Here is an 18,263-nt window from a genome sequence, read left to right as displayed (position 1 = left end):
GATGACGACATGAACGCGAAATGGTTTGCCCTGCTGTTGCTACCTCTCGCAGGTTGCTCCAACTACAACGAAACCCAAACCATGCCGGTGCAGATCCTCACGGCCCCCCCCGCCAATGCCCAGGCCACTGACATGCCCAGGGTCGAACAGACCCTGCGCCCCGGCGACAAACTGGATGTGATTTTCCATATCAGCACCAGCGGCTCGGCGGCTTACCGCGTTCAGCCTGGCGACCAGATCGGACTGAACTTCACGGCCGCCAGCCAGCTCAACGGCAACCAACTGGTGCTGCCGGACGGCACCATCCAACTGCCCGGCGCCAACACCTCAGTGAAAATTGCCGGTTTGACCAGCGAGGAGGCGCGCGATGAAATCCAGCGTGCCTATCAGCGCAAAATGCTGTTCCAGCCCAATCGCAACCAGTTGACCGTGCAGATCATCAGCCCGCTGACCAACGAGCAGAACCTCAAAAGCACATTGAATCACCCGGCCACCGGCATGAGCCGGGAGATCACCGTGGGCAACGACGGTTATGCGAGCTTCCCGGAAGTGGGGGCGGTTCCGCTGCAAGGCATGACCGTCAGCCAACTGGAAACCTTCCTCAACAAGCGTTACGAGCAACTGCCGGGACGAATGACCGTTGACGTGCTGCTCAAGTCCACGCAAGGCAACGAGGTCTATGTGCTGGGCGAAGTTGCCCAGCCCGGCGCCTACCCGGTTCGCCGGCCGATCTCGGTGCTCGAAGCCCTGACGCTGGCCCGTGGCGCCAACAACAAGGCCCGACTCGACTCGGTGGTGATCATGCGCCGTAACGGTAACCAGGTGGAGGCTCGTCACTATGACGTCGACGCCGCCTTGTCCGGCGATGCCAGCCAGATCGCCTACCTGCAACCCGAAGACATGCTGTTTGTCCCCAAGACCAGACTCGCCAGCGCCGGGGAACTGGCCAGGCAACTGGCGGATGTCGTGCTGTTCCAAGGCTTCGGCTACAGCTTCACCTATCAAGTCGACAACAAAAGCGGCAACAATAACTAACCTTATGCAGGTGCCCGACCATGAATCCAAAGGAAAACTACCTGCATGAATTCTTCAGGATCTTCTTCGCCAACAAGCAGTTGGTGAAGCGAGTCTTCCTGATCTTTGCAGTGATCACACTCTTGTTGCCACTGGTGCTCAAGCAGAGCTTCGACATCACTGCCCAAGTGATCGTGCAGTCGAAAAAGCTCTCTCAGGGCGATGCCACGACATCGCTGACCCAGGACAACGCGACATTCATTCCGCCCTCCCTGGCGGACATGGAAACCGAAGCCAATATCCTGCGTTCGCCAGCGCTGATTCGCCAGACCATCAGCCAGTTACGCGAAAAAGGCGAGTACACGCCGACACCGGGGCTGCTTGCCAGGCTGGTGACTGACCCGTTACGCAAGGTCGTCACCAACCCGCTACGCGAATACGTGATCAACCCCGTGCGCAAACTGGTGGGCCTGGAGGTCGACCCGGTACGTGACACCGCCCTGGACGAGTTCACGCAACTGGCCATCGACAACCTCAAGATCGAAACCCTGCCCGGTTCCAACGTGATTTCGATTGTCTATGCCTTTGGCGATCCGGTGCAGGGCACGCGATTCGTCGCGCAACTGTTGCAGAACTACCTGCAGAACCGTCAGGAGTTGCAGTCGATCGACCTGCCGCTGACGTTCTACGAACAGAAAAAGTCCCAGTATCAGGTGCGCCTTGATGGCCTTGAGGGCACGCGCCTGGCGCTGCTGGAGAGTATCGGCTCGTCCGATCCCAAGGAAGAAATCACCTTCCGCCTGAATGCCATCAACACCGAAGAGCAGGCTCTCAACCTGTTCCGCGATCGCTTTCTGCAAGGCCAGCGCTGGCTTGAGTACCTCAAGACCAACCTGGCCAATGCCAGCACTTCAAAACTCAACGACTACACCTTCCCCTTCACCTTCACCAATACGGTGGGCGACGTTGCCTATGAGGACCGGGAAATCAAGCAACTGGGCGAACAACTGACCACCCAGGTCAGCCGCTACATGAATGATCTGGCCGTGTTCCAGCCAGGCAGCGAACCGATGTTGCTGACGCGGGAACAAATCTCCCGAACCCGCCAGCAGTTCCTGAAAATCGTCAGCAACCGGATCCAGGAGCGTACCAACGACCTGGCGATCATCAGCTCGGTGATCGATCAGAAAACCGCGCGCATCGCCGATTACAAGAACCGCATCCACCAGTTGCAGGAAACCCAAAGCAAACTGCGGCAGATGGACACCGAGATCAACGCCCTGCACGCGGCCTTCTCCACCTACGCCCAGCGTTTTGCCGAAAGCAGCACCGCACGCCTGCTCGACAACGACCTGTCTAACGCACGGATCCTCAGCCCACCGTATGAGCCGACCGAACCCGCGTTCCCCAAACCGCTGCTGGTCATTCCGTTCGGCTTGTTCACTGGCCTGTTGCTGGCGATTGCCCTGGTCTACGTGCGTGAGTTCTTCGACCATCGCTTCAAACACCCGGCGCAAATCAGCCATGAACTGGGCCTGCCAGTACTGCTGGTGATCAACGACCAGAACACCGACAAACTTAACCCGCACCCGAACTGGTCAGTGCCAAGCTTCCTGTATTGGGTGCGCAATTGAACGGGCAACCCGCCTCTGCGCTGCCGATCATTCATCTGCTCAGCAGCGGCGGTTTCTACGGTGCCGAGCGGATGTTGCTGGACCATTGCCTGGCGACGCCGGGGCAGCATCAGGTGCTGTTCCTTGATGCCTCGCCAGCGTTGATCGCACGGTTCCGTGACGCCGGGGTTGATTGCCGTGGCTGCGCGAGCCTGAACGAGTTGTTGCAGTATTTGCATCAGCGGCGTAACGAGCGTCCACTGATCAACACCCACAACTTCAAGGGCCTGTTGTTTGGCTGGGTCGGCGCCACCTTGTTGCGCCTGCCGCTGGTGATTACCCAACACGGGTTTACCCCACGCAGTCGCAAGCAAAAGTTCTACACCTGGCTGAGCCTGCAACTGTGCCGCACGGCATCCGTGGACCGGGTGGTCTGCGTTGCCGAAAGCATTGCCGCGCTGTGTCGGCACGCCAGCGTGCGCTCGGAAAAACTGCAAGTGATCCCCAACGGCCTGCCGACTGCCAGTACGTCGTTTACCCACGTCACTGATCGTCAGCACTGGCTGGCCGGTTATGTCGGACGATTAAGCAGCGAGAAAGGTCCCGACCTGTTTCTCGATGCCCTGATTCCACTGTGTCATCAACACCCGCGACTACAGGCCGTCATGCTCGGGGACGGCCCTGAACGCGGCGCTTTAATGGCGCGAGTCAAAGCCGCCGGATTGCAGGAGCGCATCACCCTGCCGGGCTACCAGACCGACATGCGCCCCTGGTGGACCCGGCTTGATGCGCTGGTCATCAGCTCACGCACCGAGGGCACGCCGATGATTCTGCTGGAGGCGATGCAGGCTGGCGTGCCGGTGGTGGCGTTTGGCGTCGGTGGAATTCCCGATGTGCTGCAAGACCACCACAACGGCCTGCTCGCCGAACCCACCGACAGCACCGCGCTTGCGCGGCAAATCGAAACATTGCTGGACCAGCCACAACTGGTGCGCACCTTGACCGACAACGCCCGCCGCACCCAGCTCGATCGCTACGACCTGTCGGCCCTGGCTGAACGCTGGTCGCAGTTGTATGTCCGCACGGCACAGGAGGCACGCGCGTGATTTTCCCTCTGTCGGTGGTCGGTCTGCTGGGGCTGGTGTGCCTGATCCTGCTGGCCAGCCCGTGGCCTTACCTTGCCCCTGGAGTGGTGGTCGGGCTGGTCGGGTTGGCGGTGTTGTTCCGCCGCCCGGCCTGGGGCCTGCTGGGCATCGTCGCCCTTGTGCCGCTGGAAGGCCTGTTCAAGGACAGCACCCTGTCGGGTTCGAAACTCTTCGGCGCCGCGCTGGCGTTGATCCTGGCCCTGCAACTGGCCGTGCACAAATTGCCGGTTGATCGCCTGCACAGCAACCTGTGGCGATTTCTGACGTGGTTCATGGTCCTGTACTTCCTGAGCATGCTGATGACCGATGACCTGGGCATGTCCATGGGCCATTTGCGCGAGCTCAGCGTCGGTCTGGTGCTGTTCGTGATCACCTTGCTGATCGGCCGCGAGCTGAACCTGATGATGTTCTGTCGGTTGGCGACCCTGAGCGTAACCCTGACCTGCATCCTTGCGATGTTCTCCAGCAAGTACCAGGACCAGGGTCGCGCCTCTGGCCTGCTCGAAGACCCGAACGCTTTCGCCATGCTGATCGCCTTCGCCGTCCCGCTGGCGCTGCTGCTGGTACTCAAAAGCCCGAACCTGCTGCATCGGTTGTTCTGGGGGGGCTGCTGCCTGCTGTTGCTGGGCGGCATGACCAAAACCGAATCCCGTTCCGGGCTGGTGGTGCTGTTTATCAGCCTGGTTATCGGCGTTTACCACTACCGCGCACAACTGCCACGCATTCGTCCACGACACCTGGGGTTTGCCATGCTCGGGGCGGCTATCATCATTCCCCTGGCGATTTACGCGATGCCCGCCGGTTACATCGCGCGCATCCAGTCCTTGAGTGTGCTCAGTGCCGGTGCCAGTGGCCACAACGATGAATCCCTGGGACGCCGCGCCTCCTACATCGTGGTCGGCGGTCAGATGATCCGCGAGAACCCGTTGCTCGGCTCGGGCCCTGGCACCTTCCCACTGCATTACGCCACCACCGGTTACGCCAAGGCGTTCTCGGCCAACCGCAAGATCGGCGACCTGTACCGCCGCGCACACAACACCTACCTGGAAATCTTCACCGAGCTGGGCATTCCTGCGGGGCTGCTGTTTGTTGGCATGCTCGCGATGGCGCTGATGAACATCTTGCGCGCCCGCGCCGCCTGGTTGCAGCGCCATGACTGGGAGCAGGCCGACATGCTCACGCACCTGGGCATAGGACTGCTGTCGCTGACCCTGTTTTTGATGTTCCTCAGCGCCCCGGCCCAGAAGTACCTGTGGATCATGCTCGCCCTGTCCTGGGTATTGCGCCAGAAAGCCGAGCAAAGTCCGTTGTTGGAGGCCAGGCCATGAGCCGCGTCAGTATCGTGATCCCGATGTACAACGAGCACCGGCATATTGGCCGGACGCTGCAGGCCGCTCAGATGGCCGCGCGGTTCGCAGGGCTTGAATGTGAACTGATCGTGGTCGACAACGGCTCCCAGGATGAAGGCCCGCAGATCGCACGCCGCTTCGGTGCGCAAGTCCTGAGCCTGCCGGGCCTGCAAATCGGTGCGCTGCGCAATCGCGGCGCGGCCATCGCGACCGGCGAGTGGCTGGCCTTTCTGGATGCCGATATCGAGATGCCGCAAGACTGGCTGACGCTGCTGATCGACCTGGAAGCCCGCGGCGAGGCCGATGTCGCCGCCCTGGACCTGCACACCCCCGCCGAGGCGCCGTGGTTTGCTCACGCCTGGCAGCGCCGCACCTTGCGCCCGACCAGTCATGCATCACATCGGGTGCAATGGCTGACCACCGCCAACCTGCTGATGCGCCGTGAACGTTTTGTTCAGGCTGGCGGCTTCGACGAAAACCTGCGTACCAGTGAAGACAAGGACCTGACCATGCGCCTGGGCGAGGCCGGGGCGACCTTGCTGACGGTCAATGAAAGTGTCGCGTTGCATTGGGGCTACGAAGGCAGTTGGCGCGAGTGGCTGGGCAAGGAACTGTGGCGCCAGGGCAGCCATTTGCAACTGCTGCGCACCCACGGTGTGAGCCTGCGCCTGCTGCGTTTCCCGATGCTGTCGATCGGCGCCTGGGTGCTGGATTTCATGGCGATATCCGCGTTACTTGACGGTATGCCGCATGTTGCGCTGGTGATGCTGGTCGTCACCAGCCTGCCGGCGCTGGCCCTGAGCGTGCGCCAAAGCCTCAAACATCACGACCTCAAGCTGACGTTGCAACTCTGGGGGCTGCACTGGGTGCGCCTGCACCTGGCCGGGGCGGCCTTCATTCTCAGCCTGGGTCATTGGAATGCCAGGAGGCCTGCCCGTGGCTAAGTTTATTTTCTGGTTGTGCCTGTTGCTGCCGGTGTACGCCTACCTGGGTTACCCGCTGCTGCTGACGATCGCTTGGCCATTTTTTCCTCGACACCGACCAGCCCCCTTGCCTGCGCAACGGGTCAGCGTGGTGGTTGCCGCGCACAACGAGCAACGCAACATCGAGAACAAACTGCGCAATCTGCTGGCCCAGGACTATCACGCCGCCAGCTTGCAGATCATCGTCGCCAGCGACGGCTCCACCGATCAGACCGTGGCCCTGGCGCGTAGCTTCGACGACCCGCGCATCGAGGTGCTCGATCTGCCGCGCCAAGGCAAGAACAGCGTGCTCAACGCCGCAGTCAACCACTGCATAGGCGATATCCTGGTGTTTACCGATGCCGATGTTCACTGGATCGACGGCACCTTGCAGCGGCTGCTGGCGCCGTTTGCCGACCCTGAGGTCGGTGGTACCGTCGGCAACATGAACATCCCCGTCCCAGGCTCGGGCCTGAGCCTGGGCGAAAGCCTGTACCGCCACTACGAAGCCTGGCTGCGCCGGGTGGAAAGCCGCACCGGCTGCACGGTCTCGGCCGACGGTGCCTTGCAGGCGCTGCGCCGCGAGCTGTACCAACCGATTCCAGCCCTGGTCAACGACGACTTCTTTATCAACACCTGCGCCCCGGTCGCGGGCAAGCGCGTCGTCTATGTCGACGACGCCAAGGTGCTCGATCAAGGCGTGGACGAGGCCGACCGACAGTTCAGCCGCCGCCAGCGCGTCACCGTCGGCGGCCTGATCAGCCTGGCGGCCCGGCGTGAGCTGCTCAACCCGCTGCGCCATGGCCTGTATGCCATTGCATTGATCAGCCACAAGCTGATCCGCCGGCTGGCGCCGATACTGTTGCTGCCCTTGCTGGTGGCCAACCTCTGGCTGCTCGATGAGCATGGCTTCTACCGCCTGATCTTGGTCGCCCAGTTGCTCGGCTACGCCTTCGCCGTGGCCGGCCTGCTGGACGTGCGTCACCGCTTGCCCAAGCCGTTCCGCCTCGCCGCGTTCGTGCTGGTGACTCTGGCCGGCATCAGCGTCGGCCTGTGGCAGTTCCTGCGCGGGCACAGCTACAACCAATGGAACCCCGACCAGACTCGATGAGTGGCTGACATGCCGATCAAGACCAGTATCAAGCGTGCCAGCGGTTGGCTGTACCTGAACTCTCCCCTGGGCCGCCGTCAATTGCGTGGCGCCGGGGTGATCCTGATGTTGCACCGGGTGCTGGCCGACGACCGTGCGGCAGCACTGCCCCACCGCAATGAACTGTGCGTCGGCCCCCAGGCGTTCGACCACTTGCTGGGTTGGTTGAAACGCTATTTCGATTGCGTGTCGCTGATGGAGCTGTTGCAACCCGGCGCCCCGGCCTCAAGCCGCCCACGTGTGGCCCTGACTTTCGACGATGGCTGGCGCGACAACGCCTTGAACGCCTTCCCGTTGCTGCAAAAACATCAAGTGCCGGCGAGTATCTTTCTGTCCACGGACTTCATCGGCAGCCGCCAGCGCTTCTGGTGGGAAAGCCTGGGTGAAACCCTCTGGGGCAGCCACGGCGACGGCCCGCGCCAACACCTGGTCGAACAGCTGCAACGTGTCGAACGACCGTTGCCGACGACGTTTCTCGACGAGGTCGACGAACAACGCCGCAGCCTGGCATTGGCGCATTATCTTCAGCGTCTGAAGTCTCTGGCGCCCGACGTGCTCAGCGACCTCACCGACGCGTGTCCACAAGAGTCATTGCCCCAGGCGCTGGACTGGCAGCAAGTGCGCGCTCTGGAAGACTCCGGCCTGATCAGCTTCGGCCCCCACGGTGCCAGCCATGCGATCCTCACCGGCCTTGATGATGCGCGCCTGGAACAAGAACTGAGCCGCAGCCACGCGGCCTTGCAACTGGGCTGCCAGCAACCGCTGCCGGTCTATTGCTACCCCAACGGTGACCACGACCAACGGGTTCGCCAGCGCTTAGCCGCGCACCGTTATCCCTTCGCGCTGGGCACCGGCACCGGCCTCTACCGCGGCACCGGCGATCCACTGGCGTTGCCACGCTTCGGCGTCAGCCAGCGCAATGCCAGTCGCCCCGAGTTGCTGGCCTGGCGCATCAGCCAGGGGAGTCGCTGATGAACCGCAACCATTACCTCAAGCACCTGGCGTTGAGCATGGGCACCAAGCTTGCGATGATCGGCCTGCGTTTGCTGCGCAACGTATTGCTGGCGCGGATCCTCGGGCCTAGCGAGCGTGGGCTGTTCGCCCTGCTCAGCACACTGCCGGACCTGATCAGCGCGGCCACCAGCGGCGGGCTGAATTCGGCGGTCGGCTATCAGGCGGCGCAACAACGCCCGATGGGGCTGCTGCTCAGCCAAGTGCTGGTGTTCGGATGTCTGCTGGCTGCGTTGCTGACGCTGCTGGTCGTGGCGCTGGTACGCGAGTTCGGCAGTGAACTGGACATCACCACCCAACTCGGCTTGCTGGCCTGGCTGTTGCTGCTGGCCGTCCCGCTGACCGTGCTCAAGAGCGGCCTGTTGACCCTGCACAATGCCTCTGGCGGGGTGGTCGCGTTCAACGCCTTGCGGCTGATCGAATCGCTGGCACCACTGCTGTTGTTTCTGGCCCTGTTCTGGATGTGGAAAAGCGCCGCGCTGGAAGCGGCGCTGATCAGTTGGCTGGCGGGCATCAGCCTGGTGGTGCTGGCCGGTTGGGTCTGGCTGCGACGCGACAACCCGTTGCAGTTGCAATGGGACCGCGCCGGGCAAAACGAACTGCTGCGCTACAGTGCCCGCAGCCATCCGGACCTGCTGTTCCAGCAAGTCATCCTGCGTTCCGACTACTTGTTTATCGGCGCCCTGCTCGGCAGCACCGCGCTGGGTCATTACGCCATGGCCAGCGCCGCCGCCGAGTTGCTGCTGATCGTTCCGGAAGCGGTGACCACGCCCCTGATGAAACGCTTGCTGCAACAGGAACAGGGCATCGAGCGCCTGACCCCACTGGCCTTGCGCCTGACCGCCACGGTGATGCTGGGCGCCTGCCTGAGCATGGCGCTGATCGGTGAATGGCTGATCGTCACCCTGTTCGGCGTGGCCTATCAGCCCGCGTACCCGGCCTTGCTCGCGCTGCTGCCGGGGCTGTTGGGGTTGTGTTACGCGAGCATCCTGCGCCTGGACCTGCTGGGCAAAAACCGGCCCGGCAGTATTTCCTTGCTGATGGGCCTCGGGGCGCTGCTCAACCTCGCGCTGAACCTGCTGCTGATTCCTCCCTATGGCATCGTCGGGGCGGCGGCGGCCTCGTCCATTGCCTACCTGGCGGTGACCGTCGCGTTGCTGGTGTTGTATTGCCGACTCAGCGGTGTATCGGTCTGGCAAACCCTGATCGTCCTGCCCAGCGACCTGGCCCCGGTGCGCCAGATGCTCGCGCGAAAATCGGCATGAACAGCCTGACACGGCTGTTGACGCTCAGCCTGACTGCCAGCCTGGGGCTGAGCGTTCACGCCGCGCCGATGCGCTGGGCCGAGATTCGCGATGGCAGCCTCTACCTGCAACCCAGCCGTGCCGACACCCTGACGGTGAGCTGGGTGCCGGCGTGGCAGGCCGACGCCAACGAAGAACACCTGTACCTGCTCGACGGTCAGGGCGCATTACAAGGCGAACGGCTGATCAGTGCCGATGAAACCCGAGGCAGTCAAAGCTGGCCATTGGCGCCCAGCGCCGCCAGCTATCGGCTGGAGATACCCGGCTACAGTTTCCGCCGCTATCGGGTGCAACACGATGAGCAAACCGTCGCGCTGTTCGCCCCCGCCAAGGTTCACTTCAGCGCTGAAACCCACGACGGTGACGAGCTCTATTTCAAGATTGCTCCCGGTGAACACGCGGTGCTCGCCGGCAAATTCCATGGTGGGGTCGGCGCCCTGCAAGCGCAGCGCGTGGCCGATGGCAAATCACTCAGCCTGACGCTCAAGCCTTATCGCGGTTACTGGCAGTTCGATCAACTGGCGCTGCCCAGCGACGTGGTCGAGCAAGTCTGGCGCCTGCGCCTGCAAGGCAACGGCAAAGTGGCGTTCTGGCTCGACGGCACCGCGAATCTGTTCGCGCAAACGCCGCAGCAGCTCAAACCCTTGCGCCAGGACGACGGCCAGACCCGGCTCACCCTGCACAGCGAGGTCAAGGGCAACACGCCGGACCTGGGTCTCGCCCTGCCCTACGTGCTGCCGCCGCCCGCCAGTTTCCCGGTGCTCGATGCCCTTAAGCCCAAGGCCGGGAGCTATTACAGTTTTGTCGACGTGACGGCCAGAGAGCCCCACTACGAAGACCGTTTCCGTCAGCTCTATCAAGACCGTTTCGGCATCACCCAGGACATCACCCTGCTGGCCGGCACCCAGCGCAAGTCCGACCTGCGCCCCGACGCCATAAGCAACGCCGGCCTCGACGCCTGGCTCGCTGGCACCCGTGCCCTGGGCGGCAAGGGATTGCATTACATTGCCTTCGCCGATGAGCCGAACCTCAATTACCCGGACTTCGCCCAGTACCGCAGCCTCTTCACCAGCATGGCGCGTCAAGTGCGCAGCAACCCCGCCAACTTCAAGGCTGGCGTGCGCATCGCCATGCCGGCCAGTTCACGGCTGATCAACGGCCCTTTAGCCGATAACGCGTCAGACAAACGCGGCCTGGCATGGGCGAAGCGGTTGCTGGCCGAGTCCGGTGACAGCATCGATGCCCTGGCCTGGCACGATTGGATGATCCGCGACCTGCTCGCCACCCGGGTCTACCGCGACAGCGTGCGCCGCGCCGCCGAGCTGGTGGGCCTCGATTCGCAAGGCCGGCCACGCAAGGCGCTGTTGCTGGACCAGACCAATATCTCCAGCGGTTCGAGCCTGAGCCCCTACGATCAGGAAACCCATTTCGCCTCATTGTGGTGGGCGTCGGTGGCCATCAACTCGGCCCAGGACGGCCTGCTGGACATGCTCAACTGGTTCCAGGCAGCCGACGAAGCCGAATACCCCAAAGGCATGTTGCGGGTGCTGGGCGAGAACCGCTTCGAGCTCAAGCCCGTCGGACTGGCCCAGCAGTTCATTCAGCAGCACTGGCTGGACAAGGTCCTGCGCCTGGACAACGACGCATTCGAGGTCGATGTGCTGGCCATGTCGACGCTTCAGCAACGCAGCCTGCTGGGGGTGAACAAAGGCACGCGCCTGCAACACGTCAGCCTCAGCGGCGGCGATGCCGCGTGCCAACCGGGTAAAGGCACGCTGGTGTATTTCGGCGCCGACAGTCGCAGTCGGCCCGCCACCTTTCACTGTCAGCAGGGCCAACTGAGTTTTGAACTGCCCGGCGAGACCCTGTTTGCCCTGAGCTGGAGCGACTCATGAAACGCTCCACTGAACGCTTTGCCTTGCGGTCCGCTGGCCACGCCTTGCGTGAATCCGGCGTGGCTGCTCTTCCAGCGACCTGTCCCATCAGGAGGCACCATGAGCGCATTGCAGAAACTCAATGAGCACATCAAGCAAAAAGGCCTGCGTGCAACCTTCAACACGCTGTGGAAGCGCTATGTGTTTTTCCACTGGGAACTGCTCTGGATGGAGCGCGACCTGGTCAGCCCGGTGCCGCCGCATAACCTCAAGCCCTACCCGCCGCTGCGCCTGGAAACCATCACCACAAGCAACGTCGAGGCGTTCGGCAAGTACTTTGGCGATCGCATTGAAACCATGCGCGAACTGGCCGCCGAAGGTCATACCGGGCACATGTACCTGGACGATCAAGGGAACGCGGCGGCATTCATCTGGGGTAGCGCGCGCAACTACCATGACCGTCATTACTACGGCTGCTGGTTTGCGGTGAAGGCTGGCGAGTTTTTCGAATTCGGCGGCGAGCTGACGCGTGCCTACTGGGGCACCACGTTGTCGGTGGATTTGCAGCTCAACCTGTGGAAAGCCATGCAGGAACAAGGCTGCAACAAAGTGGTGGATGTCTGTGAGTTCCACAACATCCCGGCCCTCAAACTGCACATCCGCATGGGCTATCAGGAGCAAGGACGGATCATGAACGTATACGGGCTGTTCGGACGCTGGCGCTTCTACCGCGAAACCCGCTACAGCGGATCGCGGCTTGACGGGTTGCGCAAACCTGCGCAGCCACCTGTCACTGCACCGGCGGCCTGATCGTCATGGCCGTGCGATTTGAATGGCGGGCATCGCTGTGCGCCGAGGATTTTCCGGCGAACGCCTACGAGACCTTGCGCCTGGACGTGACGGACCACACGCCGTTCAACTCATTGGCCTGGCTCTGCGCGGCCGAACACGCGTTGACCGCAGACCAACGCTTGCAGGTGTTGCTGGCCTGGGAGGACGAGCGATTGAGCCTGTGCCTGCCACTGGTGGCGTCCCGCGAGCGCTTCGCCGGGCTGGCGTTTCGCGTGTTGCACCACCTCGGTTATCCCTTGGCTGATCGCATTGCATTGCTCAGTTCGCTGGACGCGGCGCACACCCGCCAGGCCCTGGGGGAGATCCGTCGACACATGCCCCACGCGCTGTTGCAACTCAACGAACTGTCGGAGCCCACCGGTGAAGAAAGTACCTTGGCCCAATGGATGCCCCTCAGCTCGACCGGCGAACGACGCCTCAGTTGTCGGGTGCCGGTGCACCTGATCAGCGACAGCGACCATCAGGAAGTCTGCGGTGATCCGCGCTACAAACTGCGCCGCGCACGCAAGCGTATTGCCGCGTGCGGTGCGCAAGTCAAACGCCTGACACCGGACGCGACGACCATGGGTCCGTTACTGCGTGCATTGAGCGAGGTTGAAGCGGTCAGCTGGAAAGGCGATGAAGGCGTCGGGATTTTTTCTGACGCCCGCCACCGACGATGGATCGAAGACGCCTTCACCGCCCTCGCTGGCCAAAACCTGGTGCGGGTGGTGGTGCTGGAGCTTGAGGGACGTTGCATCAGCTATCGCCTCGGGCTGCTGGAGCAGGGTCGGCTCTATGACTACAACCTGGCGTTTTTGCCGCAATACGCCGACCTGGGCAGCGGCCGGGTATTGCTCGAAGAGTGGATCCGCTGGGGGCTTGAAGAACACTGGCGATGGATCGACGCCTCGCGGGTCAGCCTGGAAAATTCCAGCCATCAACTGCATGAACGCATGACCGGCCAACTCGAACACTGGCGCTGGAGTTTCTATTCGTGGCGCCCTGGTGGCCTTTTTTTGGGGCTGGGCTTGCGGCTCTGGCATCACCTCAAACCACGACTGCAACGATGGCGCGCCCGACACCCGGGCCAACCGGCAGCCGTCGCGCCCGTGGCCGATGCCCGGAATGCGCCATCCACTTCCCGGCAGGAGGACGAACATGCCTCACCACGTCATAGTCAACGCTGACGACTTCGGCCTCAGCCCCAGCGAAAACGCCGTGATCCTGCGGGCGTTCCAGGCCGGGGTCATCAGTTCCGCCACCGCCATGGCCAATATGCCGGCGTTCGAAGCGGCCTGTGCGCTGGCACAACAGCCGTTGCTCAAAGGGCGAGTCGGCCTGCATTTCAACCTCACCTATGGCCGGCCGCTCAGCCAGGCAATCGTGCAACGCAGGACCTTCTGCAACAGCCAAGGTGAATTCGACTTGAACCTGCCCCGCCACCGCCTCTGGCTCAGCCGCGCCGACAGCGAGGCGGTGCGCCAGGAACTTTCGGCGCAGTGGCAACATTGCCTGGATCATGGCATGCGCCCCAGCCATCTGGACTCGCACCAACACGTCCACAACATCTGGCCCGTCGGTGAGATCGTTGCCCGGTTTGCCGCCCGGCAAGGCGTACCCGTACGCTTGGCGCGCAACCTGGGGCAAAACCTCAGCGTGCCCAAACGCCTGTTCAAAACCTTGCTCAATCGTCGACTGCGCAGCCTCGCCGGTGCCACCGCCGACTACGTCTGCACCCCGGTCGACCTGCGCAATGCCGCGCCGCCGACCGACGGTTTACTGGAGATCGTCGCCCACCCCAACAACCTCGGCGAGGACTTCGGGGATGCCTATCTGAACCACGGCGAATCCCTCAGCGCCCTGCTTGAAAGGCGTCTGGCCGGGGTATCCCGGGTGGCTTACAGCGCAGCGATCAGAGTGCCTGCAACGTCGGAGTCGGCCGTGCAGTAACCCCTCGTCAATTACCCCGCTGAGCAGCCCCGTGTGCACCGCTCACTTCGCTGCCCTCCGTACCGCCAAGCCCAATCAGGAGGCTTTATGAGCGTATTGCAGAAACTCCAGGACCGGATCAGGCAAAAAGGCTTGCGTCGTACTTTCCAGACCTTCTGGCAGCGCTATGTGTTTATCCACCGGGAACTGCTCTGGATGGAGCGCGACCTGCTCAGCCCGGTGCCCCCTCACACATTGCGACCGTACGAAGGGCTGCGTCAGGTCACCATCACCCCGGAGAACGCCGACGCATTCGCCAGACATTTTGGTGACCGGGTCGAAACCATGCGCGAACTGGCCGCCGAGGACTACACCGGTCACATGTACCTGGATGCGGAAGGCAACGCCGTAGCGTTCATCTGGGGCAGCAAACGCGACTATCACGACCGCCATTACTATGGCTGCTGGTTCCCGGTGAAGCCGGGCGAGTTCTTCGAATTCGGCGGTGAAATGGCCAGGCCCTACTTCGGCACGTGTCTGTCGGTGGATGTGCAGGTCAACCTCTGGGCGGCGATGCAGGCCCCAGGGGTGCGACAAGGTGGTGGACGTGTGCGAAACCGGCAACATCCCGGCCCTCAAGCTGCACATCCGCATGGGTTATCACGAACAGGGACGGGTCACTCACGTGTACGGGCTGTTCGGCCGCTGGCGGTTGTTTCGCGAAAGCCGCTACACCGGCTCGCGGCTCGAGCCGCTGCGTAAACCGGCTCCGGCTGTGGTCACCGCACCGTCCTGAATCCTCGACGCCGGCCCGCGCCCTGGACCTGAGCAGTCCAGGGCGCGGGCCGACACAGGTCCCTCTGAATCACGTCCCCCCACATCGCCGGTTGAGCAAGGGAACAATTCCCTTCATGCTACGCGCCCTCAAAAACCCCGATCATCAGGCCTTTCAGTCGTAGGTCTGCGCATTGAACGGCGGCTTGACTTGGTTTTCCCGGTACGCAAAAAGCGCCCTCTCCCACAGACCGCTTGATGGATCGCACCCGGTGCAGCACGTAATCCGTTTTTCTGAACAAGGATCGACATCAGTGAAATCCCCTCGTATGACCCGCCTCGGGCAACTGGCCCTGACGGGCGCGCTTCTGGCCTTGCTGAGTGGCTGTGAGGAATCACCTTCGGCCCCGCCGCCCTCCCAGGCGCCGTCAATCATCGAGTTTCCCAAAACCGGCAAGGACGGTTCGACTGTCGAGTATCGGGCCGAAATCTCGCAATTGCGCGAAACGAAAATGAGCCCTTATGGCGGCCAGTTCGCCAAGGAAGGCGCGATGGATTTTGGCCTGACACTCACGGCCCAACGCCTGCCGGATGGCCGGTGGATGCTGGAAGGTAAAATCCCCTACGTCGTGATCGCCGAAGCAGTCGGTCCCTTGATGTTCACGTTGGACACCCGCGAGCCGGTTGCCGAAATGGACGACACCGCCGACCTGGAACTCCAGCTCGTTCATCCTGGGCTGAAGTCTCCCGACCATCCGCTCAACGACACACTGAATGTACTCAAGACATTGACCCGGCAGTCCTTCCAGATTCGCCTCAAACCCGATGGAAGTTTCGACAGCCTGCACAACTACCCGCGCCTGGAGCAGTTGGACCCGTCGCTGAAAAAACTGAAGACAGACAAACGCGCGGACCGCGAGCAATACGTCGCCGAACTGCTCGATGTCCTTACCCCCCAAGACGCCGAGTTGATGTTCTGCCTGTTGTTTCCCAGCCGTGAGCAACGCCTGGTCGGGAACACCGCGAACTGGCAAGGCACCTGCCCCCTCAAAGGCGAGATGCGCCCAATGCCGTTTGATGCCACCGGGGTCATGGACTCAGCCCACGCCACCGTCCGCTATCACACCCGCGAAGGACGCCAAGATGGCGAGCACTATTACGGCTTTTCCTACTCGGCAACATTGAGCGACTGGATGGAGATGGCTGATTTCAACCTCAACCGTAGCGTCAGCACCTCCAGTGAACTCCGCGGGGCCGGGAAGACCATCACGACCCACTCTCGACGCTCCGGGGTTCAGTTACGCCGAATGGCCGAGCCTGCGCAAACCCCTCCCGCCGAACAGCCCTGAGCCTGTCGGATCAACGTTTTTTCCCCTCACGGAAGACCCACACCATGCTTCGCACCAAGGTTTCAGGATGGATATGGCTGTACTACGCGCTGAGTCTGATAGCGATAGGCGGGATCATCGCCAACCTCGGATACTATAGTTGGCAACTGATAAAACCGACGAACGCTGGCGGTATCATGTTTGCCGGGGGCTTCGATTTTCTAGTGGCTCTCATCCGCTGGGCAATCGCCGCCATCGGGCTGCTGCTGGCGATCGTGCTGCGGCTGCCAGGCTATCGGCTTGCGTGGATAGCGGCCGGCGTCTTTCCAGTGGTCATGGGCACCTGGTGGTACTTCAACTACCCGGACAATGCGCTGGGGAATTTGCTGCTCTCGCCAACGCCCGAGGACATCAGTCGCGACATACTGCTCGGGGCACTGTTGCTACTCAGCGTCATATTTATCCCCAAGCGCAAGAAACCGCCTTCGGGGGTTCGCCTTATCGTGCAGTTGAAGACAGTCGTCGCGGGCGTGTTCATCGCGCTGTTCCTGGGCTTGCCCTTGTACCTCGCGTTGCGCGAGCCCTTGCCCGACTGCGCCCACGACAAGGACGGTCGCCAGTTGACGATGTGCATTGGTGCCAATGCGTTACCCACCACTCTGGTGCCCGGTTAACGGCCAATATCCAAAAACGATCAGGCCCGGCGCAAGGCCGGGCCTGATTGATACCTGCGCGTTACGCCTTCACTGATTCCCTGGCCGCTTCATCAATGAGGGCAGCCACCTCAGGCGCTTTCGACGCCAGCGAGGCATGGCTCGCCGTCAAAGTAATAACCTTTCTGGCGTTCAACCGGGCAGACATCCGCTGCTGATTTTGCGGTGCAATCATCCGGTCCTCGCTGGAGATCTGATACCACGACGGTTTCTTCTTCCAGGCCGGGTTGCTGATCGTGTCGCCAAAGGTACTGGCCAGCGGTGCTTTCTGGGTGATGCCCATCACCTTCCCCTCGGCCTCGGGCAGATCCTGACAGAAGCTTGTGTGATACAGCTCAGGCTTGACCCACAGGTAACCATCGCTGTCCGGCAACAGGTTGGCCGCCGCTACCGGCAGATGCTCCTGCGTGATCCCGCCGGGACTCTCTCCGGCGTCCGGGGCAAATGCCGCGATGTACACCAGCCCCACTACATTGGGTTGGTCACCCGCCTCGGTAATCACCGCGCCACCATACGAGTGCCCGACCAGCAGCACCGGCCCCTGTTGCTGGGCGATCATCTTGCGCGTGCGTTCTGCGTCGTCTGCCAGCGAGGTCAGCGGCAGCTCCACCGCACGAATGGACGTGTGCCCCATCCGTACCAGCTCGCCAATCACCCTGCTCCAGTGTGCAGCCCCGCCCCAAAAACCATGTACCAATACAATCGTCGGTGTATCGCTCATCAGGTTGCTCCCAATATGACTGACAGGAAGTACGGACCACCTCTTTTTTCACCGCTTATAGTGTTTCAACCGCCGGTGATTTTACAGATAAAAATCAAACGATACCCCACTGGCAACTCAATTAGCTATAACAGCATCACTTCTTTATGAGGAATTAATTCTCACCGACATTCATAATAGCCAAACACACTATATAAACAGCCATTGAACACTTATCGAAATTGATAGCCCAACAACTAAAAAACATACGACGTTATTTGATCCGCCCATATTGCATAATTATTGATGACTGCTTAACTCCATGAACTGCTGACTCAAGCAGCGTTTTTTTTCATACCACGGAAGGGAACGTCATGAGCAATACGCCCCGCCACACCATGCCCCCTTATGGGACTGCTATTCAAAGCGCGATCTCGGCAGGCGACCTGCCGCAAATGAAAACCTTGCTGAAACAGCGCGAAGTTTCCGCCACAGAACCCAAAGAACTAAAAGCTGCTTACGAGGAGTTATCAGCGGTAGTCGCGCGTTTGGAAAAGCACTAA

16 protein-coding genes and 1 pseudogene are annotated in these 18,263 nt (G+C 61.7%); 16 read left to right on the top strand and 1 reads right to left on the bottom strand.

Annotation, left to right across the window (positions count from 1 at the left end; all coding sequences use genetic code 11):
- The first annotated feature begins 9 nt into the window (after nucleotides 1-9).
- The 15 genes and pseudogenes from AABM54_RS10815 to AABM54_RS10745 all read left to right on the top strand — a co-directional run bounded on the left by AABM54_RS10815 (nucleotide 10) and on the right by AABM54_RS10745 (nucleotide 16,961).
- Nucleotides 10-1,035, top strand: coding sequence for a polysaccharide biosynthesis/export family protein (locus AABM54_RS10815; protein ID WP_347905395.1), 1,026 nt, complete (start codon nucleotides 10-12; stop codon nucleotides 1,033-1,035).
- 20 nt (nucleotides 1,036-1,055) lie between these two features.
- Nucleotides 1,056-2,648: a Wzz/FepE/Etk N-terminal domain-containing protein gene (locus AABM54_RS10810; protein WP_347905393.1), complete on the top strand. Its 1,593-nt coding sequence runs from the start codon at nucleotides 1,056-1,058 to the stop codon at nucleotides 2,646-2,648.
- Entirely contained in the window at nucleotides 2,633-3,733 is a 1,101-nt protein-coding gene (locus AABM54_RS10805) for a glycosyltransferase family 4 protein (RefSeq protein ID WP_347905392.1), read from the top strand. The genes AABM54_RS10810 and AABM54_RS10805 overlap by 16 nt, the downstream gene beginning before the upstream one ends.
- Entirely contained in the window at nucleotides 3,730-5,100 is a 1,371-nt protein-coding gene (locus AABM54_RS10800) for an O-antigen ligase family protein (RefSeq protein WP_347905390.1), read from the top strand. Before AABM54_RS10805 ends, AABM54_RS10800 begins: the two co-directional genes overlap by 4 nt.
- On the top strand, nucleotides 5,097-6,065 hold the full coding sequence (locus tag AABM54_RS10795; RefSeq protein WP_347905389.1) for a glycosyltransferase: 969 nt from the start codon (nucleotides 5,097-5,099) through the stop codon (nucleotides 6,063-6,065). Before AABM54_RS10800 ends, AABM54_RS10795 begins: the two co-directional genes overlap by 4 nt.
- The gene (locus AABM54_RS10790; protein ID WP_347905388.1) at nucleotides 6,058-7,194 is read left to right on the top strand and encodes a glycosyltransferase family 2 protein; all 1,137 of its coding nucleotides are present in this window, start codon (nucleotides 6,058-6,060) and stop codon (nucleotides 7,192-7,194) included. The genes AABM54_RS10795 and AABM54_RS10790 overlap by 8 nt, the downstream gene beginning before the upstream one ends.
- 9 nt (nucleotides 7,195-7,203) lie before the next feature.
- Complete coding sequence (locus tag AABM54_RS10785; RefSeq protein ID WP_347905387.1) at nucleotides 7,204-8,205, top strand: polysaccharide deacetylase family protein; 1,002 nt, start codon at nucleotides 7,204-7,206, stop codon at nucleotides 8,203-8,205.
- Nucleotides 8,205-9,509 carry a lipopolysaccharide biosynthesis protein gene (locus AABM54_RS10780; protein ID WP_347905385.1) on the top strand — a complete coding sequence of 435 codons (1,305 nt, stop codon included), beginning with the start codon at nucleotides 8,205-8,207 and terminating at the stop codon, nucleotides 9,507-9,509. The genes AABM54_RS10785 and AABM54_RS10780 overlap by 1 nt, the downstream gene beginning before the upstream one ends.
- Nucleotides 9,506-11,443 (top strand): hypothetical protein, encoded by a 1,938-nt coding sequence (locus tag AABM54_RS10775; RefSeq protein WP_347905383.1) that lies wholly within the window; start codon nucleotides 9,506-9,508, stop codon nucleotides 11,441-11,443. The genes AABM54_RS10780 and AABM54_RS10775 overlap by 4 nt, the downstream gene beginning before the upstream one ends.
- Before the next feature lie 99 nt (nucleotides 11,444-11,542).
- Entirely contained in the window at nucleotides 11,543-12,232 is a 690-nt protein-coding gene (locus tag AABM54_RS10770; protein WP_347905382.1) for an N-acetyltransferase, read from the top strand.
- Nucleotides 12,233-12,237: 5 nt separating this feature from the next.
- Nucleotides 12,238-13,443 carry a GNAT family N-acetyltransferase gene (locus tag AABM54_RS10765; RefSeq protein WP_347905381.1) on the top strand — a complete coding sequence of 402 codons (1,206 nt, stop codon included), beginning with the start codon at nucleotides 12,238-12,240 and terminating at the stop codon, nucleotides 13,441-13,443.
- Nucleotides 13,415-14,206 (top strand): ChbG/HpnK family deacetylase, encoded by a 792-nt coding sequence (locus AABM54_RS10760; RefSeq protein ID WP_347905380.1) that lies wholly within the window; start codon nucleotides 13,415-13,417, stop codon nucleotides 14,204-14,206. The genes AABM54_RS10765 and AABM54_RS10760 overlap by 29 nt, the downstream gene beginning before the upstream one ends.
- Nucleotides 14,207-14,293: 87 nt before the next feature.
- Nucleotides 14,294-14,981, top strand: a pseudogene (locus AABM54_RS10755) (N-acetyltransferase).
- Nucleotides 14,982-15,273: 292 nt separating this feature from the next.
- Nucleotides 15,274-16,308, top strand: a complete 1,035-nt coding sequence (locus AABM54_RS10750; protein ID WP_347905378.1) for a hypothetical protein — start codon at nucleotides 15,274-15,276, stop codon at nucleotides 16,306-16,308.
- Between the two features lie 44 nt (nucleotides 16,309-16,352).
- Nucleotides 16,353-16,961 carry a hypothetical protein gene (locus tag AABM54_RS10745; RefSeq protein ID WP_347905377.1) on the top strand — a complete coding sequence of 203 codons (609 nt, stop codon included), beginning with the start codon at nucleotides 16,353-16,355 and terminating at the stop codon, nucleotides 16,959-16,961.
- Between the two features lie 61 nt (nucleotides 16,962-17,022).
- Here AABM54_RS10745 and AABM54_RS10740 read toward each other — a convergent pair whose 3' ends face one another.
- Nucleotides 17,023-17,721, bottom strand: a complete 699-nt coding sequence (locus tag AABM54_RS10740; protein ID WP_347905375.1) for an alpha/beta hydrolase — start codon at nucleotides 17,719-17,721, stop codon at nucleotides 17,023-17,025.
- Nucleotides 17,722-18,074: 353 nt separating this feature from the next.
- On the opposite strand from AABM54_RS10740, the gene AABM54_RS10735 reads away from it, so the two are divergent.
- Entirely contained in the window at nucleotides 18,075-18,263 is a 189-nt protein-coding gene (locus AABM54_RS10735) for a DUF1843 domain-containing protein (RefSeq protein WP_347905373.1), read from the top strand.

This window comes from Pseudomonas purpurea (assembly GCF_039908635.1).
GTDB classification, from domain to species: Bacteria; Pseudomonadota; Gammaproteobacteria; order Pseudomonadales; family Pseudomonadaceae; genus Aquipseudomonas; species Aquipseudomonas purpurea.
This window is presented reverse-complemented; position numbering and strand designations above follow the sequence as displayed.